The sequence below is a fragment of the Streptomyces luomodiensis genome (assembly GCF_031679605.1).
In the GTDB taxonomy this organism is placed as follows: Bacteria; Actinomycetota; Actinomycetes; order Streptomycetales; family Streptomycetaceae; genus Streptomyces; species Streptomyces luomodiensis.
The window spans coordinates 6,327,942-6,344,175 of record NZ_CP117522.1 but is presented as its reverse complement, the minus strand read 5'-3'; the positions used below and the strand labels follow the sequence as shown (position 1 = coordinate 6,344,175).

The 16,234-nt window shown below is 71.8% G+C and carries 13 protein-coding genes; 6 read left to right on the top strand and 7 right to left on the bottom strand.

Going from position 1 to position 16,234, the window contains the following annotated elements:
* Nucleotides 1-6: 6 nt before the first annotated feature.
* Nucleotides 7-1,128: a succinyldiaminopimelate transaminase gene (gene dapC / locus PS467_RS26745; RefSeq protein WP_311037382.1), complete on the bottom strand. Its 1,122-nt coding sequence runs from the start codon at nt 1,126-1,128 to the stop codon at nt 7-9.
* Nucleotides 1,129-1,315: 187 nt separating this feature from the next.
* Nucleotides 1,316-1,642 carry a ferredoxin gene (fdxA, locus tag PS467_RS26740; RefSeq protein ID WP_014054705.1) on the bottom strand — a complete coding sequence of 109 codons (327 nt, stop codon included), beginning with the start codon at nt 1,640-1,642 and terminating at the stop codon, nt 1,316-1,318.
* A 114-nt stretch (nt 1,643-1,756) separates the two neighbouring features.
* Between fdxA and PS467_RS26735 the strand changes: the two genes are divergently transcribed.
* Both PS467_RS26735 and PS467_RS26730 read left to right on the top strand, forming a co-directional pair.
* On the top strand, nt 1,757-2,770 hold the full coding sequence (locus PS467_RS26735) for a GNAT family N-acetyltransferase (protein ID WP_311037381.1): 1,014 nt from the start codon (nt 1,757-1,759) through the stop codon (nt 2,768-2,770).
* A gap of 18 nt (nt 2,771-2,788) precedes the next feature.
* On the top strand, nt 2,789-3,625 hold the full coding sequence (locus PS467_RS26730; protein ID WP_311037380.1) for a transglutaminase family protein: 837 nt from the start codon (nt 2,789-2,791) through the stop codon (nt 3,623-3,625).
* A 427-nt stretch (nt 3,626-4,052) separates the two neighbouring features.
* Here the strand turns inward: PS467_RS26730 and PS467_RS26725 are convergent, their stop codons facing one another.
* The 4 genes from PS467_RS26725 to PS467_RS26710 form a co-directional block, all read right to left on the bottom strand.
* Nucleotides 4,053-6,287, bottom strand: a complete 2,235-nt coding sequence (locus tag PS467_RS26725) for a peptidoglycan binding domain-containing protein (RefSeq protein ID WP_311037379.1) — start codon at nt 6,285-6,287, stop codon at nt 4,053-4,055.
* Nucleotides 6,288-6,482: 195 nt separating this feature from the next.
* Nucleotides 6,483-6,851 carry a DUF6113 family protein gene (locus PS467_RS26720; RefSeq protein ID WP_268974230.1) on the bottom strand — a complete coding sequence of 123 codons (369 nt, stop codon included), beginning with the start codon at nt 6,849-6,851 and terminating at the stop codon, nt 6,483-6,485.
* The gene (mshB, locus tag PS467_RS26715; protein ID WP_311037378.1) at nt 6,848-7,732 is read right to left on the bottom strand and encodes an N-acetyl-1-D-myo-inositol-2-amino-2-deoxy-alpha-D-glucopyranoside deacetylase; all 885 of its coding nucleotides are present in this window, start codon (nt 7,730-7,732) and stop codon (nt 6,848-6,850) included. Before mshB ends, PS467_RS26720 begins: the two co-directional genes overlap by 4 nt.
* Nucleotides 7,733-7,794: 62 nt before the next feature.
* Nucleotides 7,795-7,989, bottom strand: coding sequence for a hypothetical protein (locus tag PS467_RS26710; RefSeq protein WP_268974228.1), 195 nt, complete (start codon nt 7,987-7,989; stop codon nt 7,795-7,797).
* Nucleotides 7,990-8,316: 327 nt separating this feature from the next.
* On the opposite strand from PS467_RS26710, the gene PS467_RS26705 reads away from it, so the two are divergent.
* Nucleotides 8,317-10,479, top strand: coding sequence for a S9 family peptidase (locus tag PS467_RS26705; RefSeq protein ID WP_311037377.1), 2,163 nt, complete (start codon nt 8,317-8,319; stop codon nt 10,477-10,479).
* A 33-nt stretch (nt 10,480-10,512) separates the two neighbouring features.
* Here the strand turns inward: PS467_RS26705 and PS467_RS26700 are convergent, their stop codons facing one another.
* On the bottom strand, nt 10,513-11,802 hold the full coding sequence (locus tag PS467_RS26700; RefSeq protein ID WP_311037376.1) for a hypothetical protein: 1,290 nt from the start codon (nt 11,800-11,802) through the stop codon (nt 10,513-10,515).
* Nucleotides 11,803-12,280: 478 nt separating this feature from the next.
* Between PS467_RS26700 and PS467_RS26695 the strand changes: the two genes are divergently transcribed.
* The 3 genes from PS467_RS26695 to PS467_RS26685 all read left to right on the top strand — a co-directional run bounded on the left by PS467_RS26695 (nt 12,281) and on the right by PS467_RS26685 (nt 16,225).
* The gene (locus tag PS467_RS26695) at nt 12,281-13,285 is read left to right on the top strand and encodes an ABC transporter permease (RefSeq protein ID WP_311037375.1); all 1,005 of its coding nucleotides are present in this window, start codon (nt 12,281-12,283) and stop codon (nt 13,283-13,285) included.
* A 73-nt stretch (nt 13,286-13,358) separates the two neighbouring features.
* On the top strand, nt 13,359-15,149 hold the full coding sequence (locus PS467_RS26690) for an ABC transporter substrate-binding protein (RefSeq protein ID WP_311037374.1): 1,791 nt from the start codon (nt 13,359-13,361) through the stop codon (nt 15,147-15,149).
* Between the two features lie 98 nt (nt 15,150-15,247).
* A complete protein-coding gene (locus tag PS467_RS26685) occupies nt 15,248-16,225 on the top strand; it encodes an ABC transporter permease (protein ID WP_268974223.1) in 978 nt (325 codons plus the stop codon).
* The last annotated feature ends 9 nt before the right edge of the window (nt 16,226-16,234 follow it).

Below are 16,234 nucleotides of genomic sequence, written 5' to 3'. Positions count from 1 at the left end.
GCGCCCTCAGCCCGCCAGGCGGCGGACCGCGGCCGCGACCCGCTCGTCGGTCGCCGTGAACGCGACCCGCACATGCCGCTCCCCCGCCGCACCGTAGAACTCGCCCGGCGCCACCAGGATGCCCAGCTCGGCGAGGGCGCCCACGGTGTCCCAGCACGGCTCGTCCCGCGTCGCCCACAGATACAGCGACGCCTCGCTGTGCTCGATGCGGAAGCCGTGGCCCTCCAGCGCCGAGCGCAGCGCGGCCCGGCGCCGTTCGTAGCGGTCGCGCTGCTCCGCCACGTGCTTATCGTCGCCGAGCGCCGCGATCGTGGCCGCCTGCACCGGCGCGGGCACCATCATCCCGCCGTGCTTGCGGATCTTCAGCAGCTCGCCCAGCACCGCCTCGTCACCGGCGAGGAAGGCCGCCCGGTAGCCCGCCAGATTGGACCGCTTGGACAGCGAGTGGACCGCCACCAGGCCCTCGAAGGACCCGCCGGAGATCTCCGGGTGGAGCACGGAGAGCGGGTCCGCCTCCCAGCCCAGCTCCAGATAGCACTCGTCGCTGACCACCAGCACCCCGTGCGCACGGGCCCAGGCGACCGCGGTGCGCAGCTCGTCCTTGGAGAGCACCCGGCCGGTGGGGTTGGACGGGGAGTTGAGCCACAGCAGCTTCAGCCCGGCCGGGTCCAGCTCCGTGCCCGCGGCGCCAGCCGCAAATGTCTGCGTGTCGTACGGCACCGGCTCGGCGCCCGCCAGCCGCGCGCCCACCTCGTACGTCGGATAGGCGAGCCGCGGGAAGGCGACCCGGTCGCCGGGGCCCAGGCCCAGCTGCGACGGCAGCGAGGCCACCAGCTCCTTGGACCCGACCACCGGCAGCACCTGGGTGTGGGTCACCCGGGCCGCGCCCAGCCGCCGCTCCACCCAGCCGGTGAGGGCGTCCCGCAGCGCGGCCGTGCCCCAGACGGTCGGATAGCCGGGGCTGTCCGCCGCGTCGGCGAGCGCCGCGCGGACCAGCTCGGGAACCGGGTCGACGGGGGTGCCCACCGAGAGGTCGACGATGCCGTCGGGGTGGGCCGCGGCGGTCGCCTTGTACGGTTCGAGCCGGTCCCAGGGGAAGACCGGGAGACGGGCGGAGACGGGTGGCACGGGGTGGCTCGCTTTCTTCTGAACTGCCCGGACCGAGGAGCCCGGGGGGCCCGGTGTCCACCGGGAAACCCGATGGACACCGGGAAGCCGCTGGACGCCGGGGTTCGCCCGGGAAACAGCCCGGTCCCGCAGGCCACAGGCCATACGGGACCGCCGGCTGCTACCGGGCACTAATGCCGGGGCAGGGTCACTCGTCGTGCTCCTGCGGCGGAAGCGCGGCGATGAAGGGGTGGTCCCGCTCGATCAGGCCCAGCTTGCTCGCACCACCGGGCGAACCGAGCTCGTCGAAGAACTCGACGTTCGCCTTGTAGTAGTCCTTCCACTCCTCGGGAGTGTCGTCCTCGTAGAAGATCGCCTCGACCGGGCAGACCGGCTCACAGGCCCCGCAGTCGACGCATTCGTCCGGGTGGATGTACAAGGACCGCTGGCCCTCGTAGATACAGTCGACGGGGCACTCCTCGATGCACGCCTTGTCTTTCAGGTCGACACAAGGCTGCGCGATGACGTAGGTCACGCTGACGTTCCTCCTCGTTAGGGCTGCTATCGCGCGGGAGCGCGGCGTCGTCGATGCCCGCACCTAGTATCGCCGTTCTTGGGTACCAGACGCACACGAGGGGCTGACAGAGCTGTGGATTTCACCACTGGCGGACGTCTTGAAGTTCGGATCACCCCGGATGACGTGGGAAAACGCGTCTCGGTCAGAGTTCTGACCGGGGAGCGCGAGCCCGCCGCCACCTTCACCGACGTGGTAGGGGTGCTCACATCGTGGACCGAGGGTACGCTGGCGATCACCCGGCGTACCGGTGAGGCGGTGCGCCTCGCCGAGTCGTCCCTGGTGGCGGGCAAAGTGGTGCCCGCCGCTCCGGCCCGCCGGCGCGGTCCCGCGGCGAACGCGCCCGAACTGGACCGGGTCGTCGCCCGCGGCTGGCCGCCGGTGGTCGGCGAGCAGCTGGGCGAGTGGACGCTGCGCGCCTCCGGCGGATTCACCCGGCGCGCCAATTCGGTGCTGCCCCTCGGCGACCCCGGGATGGATCTGGACGCGGCGCTGCGCCGGGTGATCGAATGGTACGCGGCACGCGAGCTGCCCGCGTACATCCAGGTCAGCACGGGCGCCGAGGGCACCCAGGAGCTGCTCGCCGCCGAGCTGGAGAGCCGTGGCTGGACGCGGGAGGTCTCCGCACAGATACGGATCGCGGCGCTCGCCCCCATCGCCGACCTGGACGCCGACACCTCCGCCGTCACCCTCTCCCGCCGTCTCGACGACACCTGGATGGCCCGCTACCAGCGGTCCGCCGAGCCCTCCCCGGAGGCGCGGGCGGTGCTGTCGGGCGGCCCGTCGGTGTGGTTCGCGACCATAGCGGGCGAAGGCGGCGGAGCCCCGGCCGCGATCGGGCGCTGTGTGGTGGACGGCCGCTGGGCCGGGTTCGCCGCCGTGGAGACCGCCCCCGAGCGGCGGCGCCAGGGCCTGGCCAAGGCGGTGATGACCGCGCTGGCCCGCAAGGCGCTCGACGAGGGCGCCTCGGCCGCGTATCTCCAGGTGGAGACGGACAATGGCGGTGCGAACGCCCTCTACGAGGGCATGGGGTTCACCGTCCATCACGTCTACCATCACTGGCGCGCACCCCGGGAGGATGTGCCCTGAGCGGGGTACGAGGCGGCTATGCCACGGATGAACGACACCTCCCGCCGCCGGCGGTTCGCCGACGCGGCCCGCGAAGAGCGCCCCGATCTGGCGCTGCTGTGCCTGCTGGTGGGCATGGAGGCCGACCCCGGACTGGACGAGGCGGGCATCGACGAAGCGCAGATCGAACTCGACCGGCTGGCCGGTCAGCTCCCCTTCTCCCCCGGCGGCCCCGAGGACTGGGCCGCAGCCCTGGCCCGCCTCCTCGGTGAGCGCCATGACTTCCGGGGCGGCGCGGCAGAGTACCGGCGGCTGGAGTCCTCGCTCCTCCACCAGGTGCTGCGGCGCCGCCGTGGGCTGCCGATCCTGCTGTCCGTGGTGTGGCTTGAGGTGGCGCGGCGGGCGGGCGCGCCGGTGTACGGGCTGGGGCTGCCGGGCCGCTTCGTGGTCGGCTTCGGCGACCCGTACGGCAGCCATGTGCTGGCCGATCCGTTCGACGGCGGGCGGCCGCTGTCGGACGAGGACGCGGCGACGCTGGTGTCGGGGGCCACGGGCACCCCGCTCTCGCCGTCGATGCTGACCCCGGCCGGGCCGCTGGACATCGTGCTGCGCATCCTCAACAACATCCGCGCCTGGGCGTCCGCCCGCCCCGAGCGCACCGATGTCCAGCTCTGGGCGGTCGAACTGTCCCTGCTGCTGCCCAGCCACCCCGCGAAGCTGCGCTACGAGCGGGCGCGGCTGCTCGTGGAGCGGGGCGACTTCGTGACCGGCGCCAAGGAGCTGGAGGAGTACGCGGAGGTGGTGGCGGCGGTGGAGCCCGACGCCGCCGAGGACGTGCGCCGCCAGGCCCGCGCGGCCCGCGCACTGCTCAACTAGGGCGTGTTTCGAAAGTAGCGCCGTCCGCCCGGAGGGCGGGCCCCGCGGCGTCTGGTGCGTGTGATCGCAAGGCGGAGGGTCGTCCTCGTAGTGGGCCTACTCGGACGATCCCGACAACGCGGCGAGCGCGCGTGCCAGGCGTCGCGGGGCAGGCGGGACTTTCGAAACACGCCCTAGGGCCCTTCCGACGGATCTCCGCGCCGCCTCGGCCAACGGTTCACCGCCACACCCGTCGCCCCGACCCGGCCGTCGCCGGTCCGGCACGGCCGTCGCCGCCCACCGGCCCCGGCGGCCGTCCGGCGGCGCCCGCCGGGGCGGCACTTCGGATCGCCGCCGTCGGTCCACTCGGCCGGGTCAGCCACATGACGCGGCCCCCGCCCGGTGCCGGGCGGGGGCCGCGTCGTCCGGTCTGTGCTTGCCGGCGTGGTCAGTTTTCCTTGCCGATGATGCCGATGCGCTCGCTGGGCGTCTTGCCGCGCAGCGCCATCCGCAGCGCCGACTCCACGTCCTCCGGGGTGACGGGCTTCTTCGAACCGTCGCCCCGCTCGAGCAGAACGCCGTCGAAGGTGCTGCCGTACAGCTCCTTGAGGACGGTCAGGTTGTAGTGCTCCACCAGCTGGCCGTCGACCACCCGCATGGAGAGGATCTTCGGCAGCGACTTGTCCGGGCCGAACGGGATCGAGTGCTGGGGGTCCGTCTGGACCGTGACCAGCCCCGACATCGCGGGCTCGGCGAAGCTCTTCATCTTCTTGTCGACCTCGGCCTTGCTGACCGTGGGGCGCCGCACGCTCACCGGCAGAGTGATGGCCTTGTTCTGGCCGGTCTCGGCGCGCTGCCGGAACGCGTCCGAGACGGCCTTGACCGCCTTGTCCACGTCCAGCGCCTTGCCCTCCTTGCCGTACACCGGGACGGCTCGGCCGGAGGTGAAGGTGATGCCGCCCTCGCGGGCCGTGCCGGAGTCGCCCGCGAGCCGCTCCAGGGCGTCCCGCAGCTTCTCCTCGTCGACCGTGACCGCCGGGTCGGCCTCATGGGTGCCGCCGAAGAGCGAGCCGATGACGGTGACCGGGTTGTAGTCCCGGCCGGCGACGTTCCGGACCGTGGCCTCGGTGTCGAGCGCCAGGCCCGCGACGGAGGGCTTGATCTCCTTCTGCTGACCGTCGACCGACACCGTCAGCGGGGCGGTGGTGCGTTTGCCCAGCGCGGTGTCGAGCTTGTCGACGGCGACCTCCTTGGAGGTGCCGCCGATGTCGACGCCGAGGACGGTGGTGCCGTTGGGCACATCGGCGTGGTTCATCACCAGACCGGCGGCGTAGGCCCCGCCCACGACCACGAACAGCAGACCCGCGGCCATGACGACCTTGGAGCGGCCCTTCTTCTTGGGCTTGCCCGCCTTGGGGGCGGACGGCGCCGGGGCGCTCGGCGGGGCGCTGTCGCCGCCGGGCGCCGGAGCCCCCGGGCCGCCCGCGGCGGGCGGGGACGGCGGCTTGGCCCTGCCCTCGGCCGGCGGTACCACGGGCACCCCGCTGACCAGCGTGTCGCTGGAGATCTGCGTGGGCGGCACCCCGCCGCCTGGCGTGGGCTCGGGGTCGCGGAACGGCGAGGAGGACGGCTCGGTGCCGAGGTCGCCCGCCTGCCCCGCGCCGGGGCCGGTCAGCGGGCCCGCGCCAGTGGTGGCGCCGAGGTTGCCGGACAGCGGCGAACCGCCCGGCGGGGTCGGCGGCTGGGCGGCCGCACCGGCCCCGGCCAGCGGCCCCACACCGCCCGGAGGGGACTGCCGGTCACCGCCGTACGGATCACTCGCGAGGCCCGGTCCGGGCGGGGCCAGCAGCTCGCTGTCACGCTGACCGGCACCGGGGGACGTCGGCATGAACATGTCGCCGGTGGCCGGGCCGGTGGTGGATCCGCCCGGCTCGGGCTGACCGGCGGCCGGTGCCTGGCCGTCGGTGAAGTACGGCAGATCGGCGACGGGCCCGCCACCCGGCTGCGGTGCCGGGAAACCCTGGGTGGTGTCCGGGGCCGGGAAGCCTTGGGTGGTGTCCGGCGCGGCAAAACCCTGCGTGGTGTCCGGCGCCGGGAAACCCTGCGTAGTGTCCGGCGCCGGGAACTGCTGGGTGGTCTCCGGGGCCGGGGCCGAGGGCTTCGGCCGCGTCGGCATGCCGCCGGTGGCGGACGAGCCGCCTCCCTTGGGCTTGCGCGGGGAGAACCAGTCGCTGGTCCGCTCCCCCTCGCTCTTGCCGCTCTTCTTCTCCCGGGGCTCGGAGGTCTCCTTGGCCCCGCCGGGCTCGGCCGGCACACCGCGCTCCGGCGTCGGCGTGAAGTCGACGCGGGGCAGGGCGCTGGTGCGCTCGGCGGCGTCCTCGCCGGAGCGCGGCGCGGGTACGCCGTCCTCCGCGACGGGCGTGCGCATGACCACCGGCGGGATGGGCCGCGACCCCGGAATGTTGATCTTGATCCGGGTCGTCAGCGTGGTCTCGGTCTTCGGCTCCTCCGGCTTGGCCGCGGCACGCGCCTGCCCGTCACCGGAGCCACCCTGCGGGGCGTCCTGCACGGGGCTCGGCGAGGGGTACTGGCGGGATCCGTACGGCGGGGTGCCCGACGGGTAGGCGGCACCGCCGCTTCCCTCCCGGGGCCCGGAGGACGAACTGTCAGATTCACGGCTCAAAGCAGGTTCTCCCAGTTAGCTCCGCCGCCCGTCAGACCTCGCGCGGGCGGCTCGGCGGCGGCACCACCTTACTGGGCGGCGCGGAGGCGCACTTGACGACCGTCGTATCGCCGCATCCGGTACGCCCGTGGCGCACCCTTCGCCGCATGTCCGACGGGCCGCCGAGCGCCGGGGACGCATGCCGAAAACGTCACGTCACTTACCAAGTCGGACCGGCGAACCGGGAGGTTGCGGAACCAACGGAAGCGTGGCGCACATCACACCGATGAACATCCCGCCGAGGAGAAAGGCGTACGAACCGAGCCCCGCGCCGAAAAGGAAGTCCCCTTCCGGACGGGAGGAGGTGAGCAGCAGCACGACCACCGCCCAGGCCCCCGCGGGCACTCCGCCGCCCATCCGGGCGCCCATGACCTTGACCCCGCCGTAGCACAGGCCCGCCACCGCGAGCAGTGCGAGCAGCAACCCGCCGGGGAACCACGCCGCTTGGACCAGCGCACCCGCGACGCCGACCAGCGCCCCGGCCAGGGCCAGCAGGGCGTACGCGCCCAGACGCAGGGCCGTCATGCCGTCACCCCCGCGAACAGGTCGTCCTCGCGGTCCGCCCCGGCCTCGCCCTTGACGAGCCGGTAGTGCTCATGGATGAACATCGGCTGGCCCAGGTCGTTGGAGAGCGCGAAAAAGGGCCCGTCCACCGCGATCTGGGTGGCGTGGGCGCGCATCGCCGCCGCCTTGGCCTCGGCGTGGGGGGTGCCGTCGACGACCGCGGTGACCTCCGCGTCCGCCACCACTCCGGGGACGTCGTCGACCGTGGCGATACCGGGGAAGAGGGAGTCCCGGCCGGCCGCCCGCAGCCGGGCGAAGCCCTCCTCGACGGCCGAGCGCGGCACGCAGTTCCAGTAGACCTTGGCGATGTCATGCGGCTCGCCGAGGTCCGGGCGGAAGGCCGGATCGGCGGCCAGTTCCACGGCGCGCATCGCCACGCGGTGCGCCTGGATGTGATCGGGGTGTCCGTACCCCCCGTTGGTGTCGTAGGCCACCAGGACCTGCGGCCGGACCTCGCGGACCACGGCCACCAGATGCCCCGCGGCCTCGTCCGGGTCGGCCTGCCAGAAGCAGTCCGGCCGGTCGTTCTGCGGGGCACCCATCATTCCGGAGTCGCGATAGCGGCCGGGCCCGCCCAGGAAGCGGTGGTCCTCGACCCCCAAGGCGTCCATGGCCGCGGCGAGTTCGCCGATCCGGTGCGGTCCGAGCGCGTCGTCGCGGTCGGCGGCGAGATGCGCGAGGGCAGGCGGGATGACCTCGCCCTCCTCACCGAGGGTGCAGGTCACCAGGGTGACGTGTGCGCCCTCGGCGGCGTACTTCGCCATGGTCGCGCCGTTATTGATCGACTCGTCGTCCGGATGTGCGTGCACCAGGAGCAGACGACGGGCGGGAAGAACGGTCATGGGCACAGCCTACGATTCGCACACCAGTGCCCATGAGACGCACGCCCCGGTCCCGCTCGGCGTCAGAGCTTCACTCCGCCGATCATGTCCGCCACGTTGGTGGTGAGGTCGTCGATCGTCGGAGCGACCGAGGAGCTGGCCAGATAGAAGCCGAGGAGGACGCACACGACCGCGTGCACCGCCTTCAGCCCGGCCTTGTTGACGAGCAGGAAGACGATGATCAGCAGCAGCACTGACATCGAGATCGAGAGCGCCACAGCGGCTCACCTCCAGGTACACGCACTCGGACAGACAACATATAGATGCCACAGGGGGCCTACCCACTATGCGCAATCGATCATAACTATGGCTGTGCGCACACGACTCGGTGCACGGGAGCATGACAGGGGCGCATGCCTGATCGCACCAACTTCGGCTTCCGGCGGACCGGTTCTCGTTGGTTATGCGCCATCTCGCCTTCTTGCGCGGCGCGTTGGCCGGTCCGGGACCGGCGTCCCCCCGGCCGGCCGTACCGCGGGCGACGCCGTCCCGCCCCTCGATGCCCGCGCTTCCTCGCCGATGATCCTTGGCCGTACGCTCGCCCCATGACCGGACAGCTCTCGTTCCCACGGCAGCACGCGCGCACCCAACGTTTCACCCTCGGGACACCGCGGGCCCTCACCGTGGCCCCCGACGATTCACGCGTCGTCTTCCTGCGTTCCCGCTCGGGCACCGACCGGACCGGCCTCCTGTGGGTGTACGACCTCACCGGGCAGCGCGAATACCCCGCCGCCGACCCGGCCGAGTTGCTCGGCGGCGCCGACGAGGAGCTGTCCCCCGAGGAGCGGGCGCGGCGCGAGCGCAGCCGCGAGGGGTCGGCCGGGGTGGTCGGCTACGGGGTCGACACGGCGGTGGAGCGGGCCGCGTTCGCCCTCTCCGGGCGGCTCTTCACCACCGATCTGGTCTCCGGAACCACTCGTGAGCTGCGCGTTCCCGGCCCGGTCGTGGACCCGCGGCCCTCGCCCGACGGCCGCCACATCGCCTATGCGGCGGGCGGGGCGCTGCGGGTCACGGGCGTCGACGGCGAGGACGACCGGGCCCTCGCGGAGCCGGAGGGCGACACCGTCACCTACGGCCTCGCGGAGTTCATCGCGGCCGAGGAGATGGGCCGCTCACGCGGCTTCTGGTGGTCGCCGGAGAGCGACGCCCTGCTGGTCGCACGGGCCGACGACGCCCCCGTCCAGCGCTGGTGGATCGCCGACCCGGCGCACCCCGGCCGGCAGCCGACGGAGATCGCCTATCCCGCCGCGGGCACCGCCAACGCCGAAGTACGGCTGGTTCTGCTCGGTCTGGACGGCTCCCGTACGGAGATCGAGTGGGACCGGGAGCGCTATCCGTACCTCGCGCGGGTGCACTGGTCCGCCTACGGTCCGCCGCTGCTTCTGGTCCAGGCCAGGGACCAGCGCAGCCAGCTGTACCTGGCCGTGGACACCGAGACCGGACGGACCAGCACGGTCCACGCCGACGAGGACGCGGTTTGGCTGGAACTTTTCCCCGGCGTCCCGGCCTGGACGGAAGATGGACGACTCGTCCGCATCGCGGATGAGGGCGGCGCCCGGGTGCTGATGGTCGGTGACCGCAAACTCACCTCCGACGCCCTCCAGGTACGCGCGGTCCTCGACATCGGCACGGACGACGTCCTCTTCTCCGCCTCCCCGGGGGCCGGGGCGCCCCTGCCCGAGCACCCGGGCGAGATCGATGTCCACCGCGCCTGGTTCCGGGGCAGCGGCGACCAGGGCGGCTGGGAGCCGGTCGGCAAGCAGCCCGTCCCGGCGGTCCACTCCGCCGTGCGCGGCGGCGAGGTGATCGCGCTGTCCTCCACGAGGGTGGAGCGGCCCGGGGTGAGCGTGGAGATCCTCCGGCCCGGCGACCACGGCGCGGCCGAACGCCTCGCCGAGATCGACTCGTGCGCGGAGCGGCCCGTCATCACCGCCCGCCCCGACCTCGTCTTCGCGGGCAAGCGGGACATCCCCTGCGCCGTGCTGCTGCCCAGCGGCTACCAGGAGGGCGACGGACCGCTGCCGGTCCTGATGGACCCCTACGGCGGACCGCACGGCCAGCGCGTGCTCGCCTCGCACAACGCCCATCTCACCTCGCAGTGGTTCGCCGACCAGGGCTTCGCGGTGATCGTCGCGGACGGCCGCGGCACCCCCGGCCGCTCCCCCGCCTGGGAGAAGGCGGTGCGCGACGAGATGGCGGCCGTCCCGCTGGAGGACCAGATCGAGGCGCTGACCGCGCTCGCCGAGCGGTATCCGCTGGACCTCGGCCGGGTGGCGATCCGCGGCTGGTCCTACGGCGGCTATCTGGCCGCGCTGGGGGCGCTGCGCCGTCCCGACGTCTTCCACGCGGCCGTGGTGGGCGCCCCGGCCACCGATATGCGGCTGTACGACACCCACTACACCGAGCGGTACCTGGGCCATCCGGACGAGCAGCCCGAGGTCTACGCGGCCAACTCGCTGGTGACCGACGAGGGGCTGTCGGGCGCCGCGGAGACCGTCCGGCCGATGATGATCATCCACGGTCTGGCGGACGACAACGTGGTGGTCGCGCACGCCCTGCGGCTCTCCTCGGCGCTGCTGGCCGCGGGCCGTCCGCACGAGGTGGTGCCGCTGTCCGGGGTGACCCATATGACCCCCCAGGAGCAGGTCGCGGAGAATCTGCTCCTGCTCCAGGTGGACTTCCTCAAGCGGTCGCTCGGGCTGCGGTAGCCCGCGCGGCCCCGAGCCCTCGCCGGTCCGCCGTCACCAGCCCGGCGGAGGCGACGGCGGCGGGGGCGGCGCGGACGGCGGCGGGGGCGTGGCCGGCGGGGTCCGGGGCGGAGGGGGCGTCAGCGGCGGCGTGGCAGGCGGCGGACCGTAACCCCCGCCGCCGGAGCCGCCACCGCCGTAACCCCCGCCGCCGTCGTAGCCCCCGGAGCCGTACCCGCCGGAGCCGTAACCGCCGCCCCCTTGGTCCCCGTAGGCCCCGGGCCCCTGGCCGTCGTAGCCCCCGGGTCCCCGGCCGTCGTAGCCGCCGTACGCGGGCGCGCCGCCGTACGGGGCGTACGGGCCGTACGCGGCACTCCCGACGCCCTCGACGCCCTCGTGCACACCCCGCCGCGCCAGCGCGAGCAGGGCGATCAGCCCCGCGATCACGTTGAAGAAGCCGCTGAGCACGCTCAGCACGCCCACCGTCGGCAGATCGTCGAAGTGCTCCACGTAGTCCAGCTTGAGGTAGAGCGAGGTCTCGCTGATGCCGGTCCCCACGACCAGCGCCGCCGCCGTCATCCCCAGCGGCCGGGCCAGCGGGGCCCGCGCGAGCGCGGCGCCCGCGGCGGCCAGGCACAGCGCGACCGCCGTCCACGCGGTCCAGGCACCGGGCGCCGAGAGCAGGGTGGGCAGCGTGTGCTCGCCGGTGAGCGCGTACTCGTAGACGTCCCAGCCCCGGTCCTGGACCCAGTAGATCTGCCAGGCGGCGATGACGGCCCCGACGGCGCCCAGGAACAGCGCGCCGGTGACCGCCGCCCCCGGCGAGGGACGGCCCGGCGGCCGGCCGGCGGGCGGGACCGGCGCGCCGGGCGGGGCGAGGCCGCCGGGCGGGGCGACGTCGGCGGGGCGGCGGGCGGCGGCCACCACGGCCAGCAGCAGGCCCCCGAACACCACCTGGGCCCAGGCGGTGAGGTTCGCCCGCGTCTTCAGGTCGTCCGGGATGCCTTGAAGCCAGTCGGAGTTCAGGTTCCACAGGCTGGGCAGGCGCACCGCGACGGTCACGGCCGCGACGGCGCCGAGCGCGCCCGCGGCGGCCGGTGAACGCAGGGCGGTGATCCCGACGACCGCGTAGACCAGCAGCAGCACGAGGTCGAGCAGCGAGGAGCCGAAGACCCCTCCGACGGCCCGGAACGGCAGCCCCGACCACGTCCACCACAGGTGGCTCGCCTCATCGGCCTTGTCGAGATCGCGGATGATCCACGCCAGCGAGATCAGCCCGAGGACCGCGCAGACGAGTGCGCCGAAGACGCGCGCTCCGCTGTTGAGTATCCGTCCCTGCCCCATAGCCGTAGGTCTCCCCCGCCTGGCACCCCGGGCAACCGTCGCGGGGCGAAGAAAAATACGGATTGTGACCGTCCGGCGACCGCCGGGGCAGGTGACCGGCCGGGGCGACATGGCGCGCCCCGGCCGGTCTACGGCACCCGCACGGCCGTACGCAGTTCAGCCTGACGCGTTCGTATATCGGTGTTGCGACAGTGAAGTTGCCTGTGCGTTAACGCGTTTCATCCCCATAGGCCATGCTTTGTCGCCCATGGGGGATCTCTGTCAAGCACGTCCGGACCTCGATCTGCCAAATCTTCGCTCAAGACTCGAACGCGGGGCACATCCACCCTCCCCCGCCCCTTGACTGGGCCGTTCCCCGATTGCGAAAGTCCGCTCAACCCGACACGCCCGCACCACCATGGCGAGCGGGCCAACGACATGACGCGCATAGACAAACGTCAGTTGACGGTGTGACACCAGTGCGGGGGGACGCCACACGATGACGAGTCCATCCCAGACCGGTGTGGTCGAGAAGACCGCCCCGGGCACGGAGGGCGAGGCGCCTGCCGGTCTGGCGCCCAGCCGGCTGATGTGGCGGCGCTTCCGACGCGACCGCACCGGTGTGATCTCCGCGTGCGTGGTGGCCTTCTTCTTCGCCGTCGCCGTGCTGGCGCCGGTGATCTCCTGGCTGTACGGCAAGGATCCGTACACCACCTACGGCCTGGACCGGCCCGAGCTGCTGGACCCCCTCACCGGCTATCCGATGAAGCCCAACGGGGGCATCGACGGCGAGTTCTGGTTCGGTATCGAGCCCAAACTGGGCCGCGACGTGCTGACCCAGCTCCTCTACGGCATCCGCACCTCGCTGCTGATCGGGCTGGCCGCGACCGTGCTGTCCACGCTCACCGGCATCGTGATCGGCGTGGTCGCGGGCTATGTGGGCGGCCGCACCGACTACTTCCTCGGCCGCCTCATCGATCTGCTGCTGTCCTTTCCCCAGCAGCTGTTCTTCGTCGCCTTCATGCCGGTGGTCACCGCGCTGTTCGTCAGTCCGCAGAAGGAGACGCCCACCTATTTCCGGGTGACGGCCCTGGTGCTGGTGTTGTGGCTGCTGGGCTGGATGCAGCTGGCCCGGCTGCTGCGGGGCCAGGTGCTGTCGCTGCGGGAGCGGGAGTTCATCGAGGCGGCCAGGGTGACCGGCGCCTCGCCGTGGCGGATCGTCCGCAAGGAGCTGCTGCCCAACCTCGTCACGCCCATCCTGGTGCAGGCCACGCTGATGCTGCCGAACTTCGTGACGGCGGAGGCGGCGCTGTCCTTCCTCGGGGTCGGCGTGGTGGAGCCGACGCCCGACTGGGGCCGGATGTTCGCCAAGGGCGCGAACTTCTACGAGGGCGACATCACCTACATGTTCTTCCCCGGCATCGCCATGGTGGTCTTCGTGGTCGCCTTCAACCTGCTCGGGGACTCGGTCCGGGACGCGATGGACCCGAAGACCACGCGGTGACCGGGGGGCCGGCACGGGCCCAAGGCAGAGAACGGCAAGTCTTCCGTCCGATGAGGCAGGTGCAGTGACCACGATGACGCCGAAGAACAGTCGCAGAGCGCGTACCTACGCCGCCGCCTTGGCCGCGGGGGCGCTGGCGCTCGCGGGGTGCAGCAGCGGAGGCGGCGGCTCGGACCCCAAGGACTCCAAGGAGCCCACGATGGAGTCCCAGGACATCACCCTGGGCACCGCCGCCGACTCCACGGGCCCCGCCAAGGACCTGCCGGGCGCCAAGAAGGGCGGCACCGTCACGGTGCTCCAGCGGGACGCCTTCGAGCACCTGGACCCGGGGCAGATCTACGTCAGCGATGAGCTGATCATGCAGACGCTCTTCAACCGGTCCCTGACGAACTACCAGTTCGACGACAAGACGGGCAAGGCCAAGCTGGTCGGCGACCTCGCCACCGACACCGGAAAGTCCTCCGACGGCGGCCGCACCTGGACGTACACCCTCAAGGACGGGCTGAAGTACGAGGACGGCACGCCCATCACCTCCAAGGACGTCCGGCACGCCGTGGAGCGGCTCTACGCGCCGTTCGAGGCCGCCGGCCCGACCTATCTCCAGCAGTGGCTCTCCGGTGAGGGCCAGAAGTACCGCGAGGCGCTTCCGGACGGCCCCTACAAGGGCAAGCATCTGCCCGCGTCGGTGCTGGACACCCCGGACGACAAGACCATCGTCTTCCACTTCGACCAGCCGCGCGCCGAGGTGCCGTTCGCGGTCGCCATGCCCAACATCGGGGCGGTGCCGCCGGACAAGGACACCAAGGAGAAGTACGACAAGGCCCCGCTGGCCTCCGGTCCGTACAAGATCCGGAACTACAAGCCGGGCAAGGGCATCCAGTTCGTCAGGAACGACCAGTGGGACCCCAAGACCGACCCCATACGCCACCAGTACGTCGACAAATTCGACGTCTCCTTCGGCCACCAGTGGGTGGACTCCACCCGCCGGCTCCAGGCCGACAAGGGCGCCGACCGGAACGGGATGACGTGGACCAACGCGGTCGACCCCTCACAGATCTCCACGGTCCTGAAGGACAAGGAGGCGATGTCCCGGTCGCTGACCGAAACGCAGCCCTATGTGGACGTCGTTTCGATCAACACCGATCGGGTCAAGGACAAGAAGGTGCGCGAGGCGATCGCCTGGGCCTTCCCCAGCGGTCAGTACCTCCAGCAGTTCGGCGGCCCGAAGGCCGGTGAGGTCGGCGGCGGGCTGGTCGGCCCCACCCTCAAGGGCTACGACCCCTCCTTCGACCCGTTCCAGAAGAAGAAGTACCCGGGCGGCAACGCCAAGAAGGCCAAGGAGCTGCTGAAGGAGGCGGGCAAGGAGGGCTACGAGCTCGTCTACGCCTACGGCAACGGCGACACCCACCAGGACGCCTCGGTGGTCGTCGAGCAGGCCCTGGAGCGGGCCGGGTTCGACGTCCAGAAGAAGGAGATCGACCAGTCGACCTATTACACGCAGATCGGGAAGGTCAAGAACAAGTACGACCTGTACCGGTCCTCGTGGGGTGCCGACTGGCCGTCCGCCTCGACCGTGGTCCCGCCCGTATACGGCGGCGAGAACGTCTACGACGACTCCGCGAACTACTCGCACCTCAACGTCCCGTCGGTCAACGACGAGATCGCCAAGGTGACCAAGGTCAGCGATCTGAGCCGGGCCACCTCGGAGTGGATCAAGCTCAGCGAGAAGATCCTCACCGATGACATCCCCGCCGTCCCGACCTTCTACAACCGGCTGTTCACCCTCTGGGGCTCAGGGCTGGGCGGGGTGAAGTTCAACTCGGTCTACGGCGCCGTGGACCCGACGGCCGTCTTCATCAAGTAGCCGCGGCCGTCACCAGGCCACCGGACCCCGGCCGCACCGCGCCCCCGCACCGGCGCGGTGCGGCCGGGGCCCGCCCCTAGCGGAAGATCACCGACGCCATGTTGAGATTCCTCGCCCGCCGGTCCCTCGGCGCGATCGTGATCCTGATCCTGATCAGCGCGATCACGTTCTTCCTCTTCTTCGCCCTGCCCGCCGAACCGGCCCGGCTCGCCTGCGGCAAGAACTGCGACCCCACCTCGCTCGCCATGATCAACAAGAATCTGGGCCTGGACCAGCCGGTGCCGGTCCAGTACTGGAAGTTCATGGTGGGGATCGTCGCCGGGCGGGACTTCGCGGTGGGACACTGCGACGCCCCCTGCTTCGGCTACTCCTTCGTCAGCCAGGAGCCGGTCTGGGGCACCATCGTGGACCGTTTCCCCACCACCCTCTCGCTCGCCATCGGCGGCGCCGCCGTCTTCCTGGTCTTCGGCGTCGGCATCGGCATGATCGCGGCCTGGCGGCGCGGCACCTGGATCGACAAGTTCGTCAGCTCACTGTCGCTGCTCGGCGCCTCGATGCAGATCTACTTCGTCGGGGTGCTCGCCCTGGCCTGGTTCGTCAGCGGGCTGGGGATCATGGATCAGCCCGCCTACTACCCCTTCACCGACAATCCGGCGAAGTGGTTCAGCGGAATGCTGCTGCCCTGGCTGGTGCTGTCGCTGATCTTCATGGCCAACTACAGCCGGATGACCCGCTCCCAGATGGTCGAGCAGCTCCAGGAGGACCATGTCCGCACGGCGCGGGCCAAGGGGCTGGCCGGCCGTACGGTCTTCTTCCGCTACGCCTGGCGCGGCGCCATCGCCCCGATCGTCACCATCTTCGGCATCGACCTCGGATCGCTCTTCGGCGGGGCCATGGTCACCGAGTACACCTTCACCCTGCACGGCATCGGACGGCTGGCGGTGGAATCCGTCCAGCTCACCGATCTGCCGATGCTGATGGGGGTGATGCTGGTCAGCTCCGCGGCCATCGTGGTGTTCAACATCCTGGTCGACGCCGCCTACGCCTTCATCGACCCGCGCGTGCGCCTCGCCTGACCGACCCGG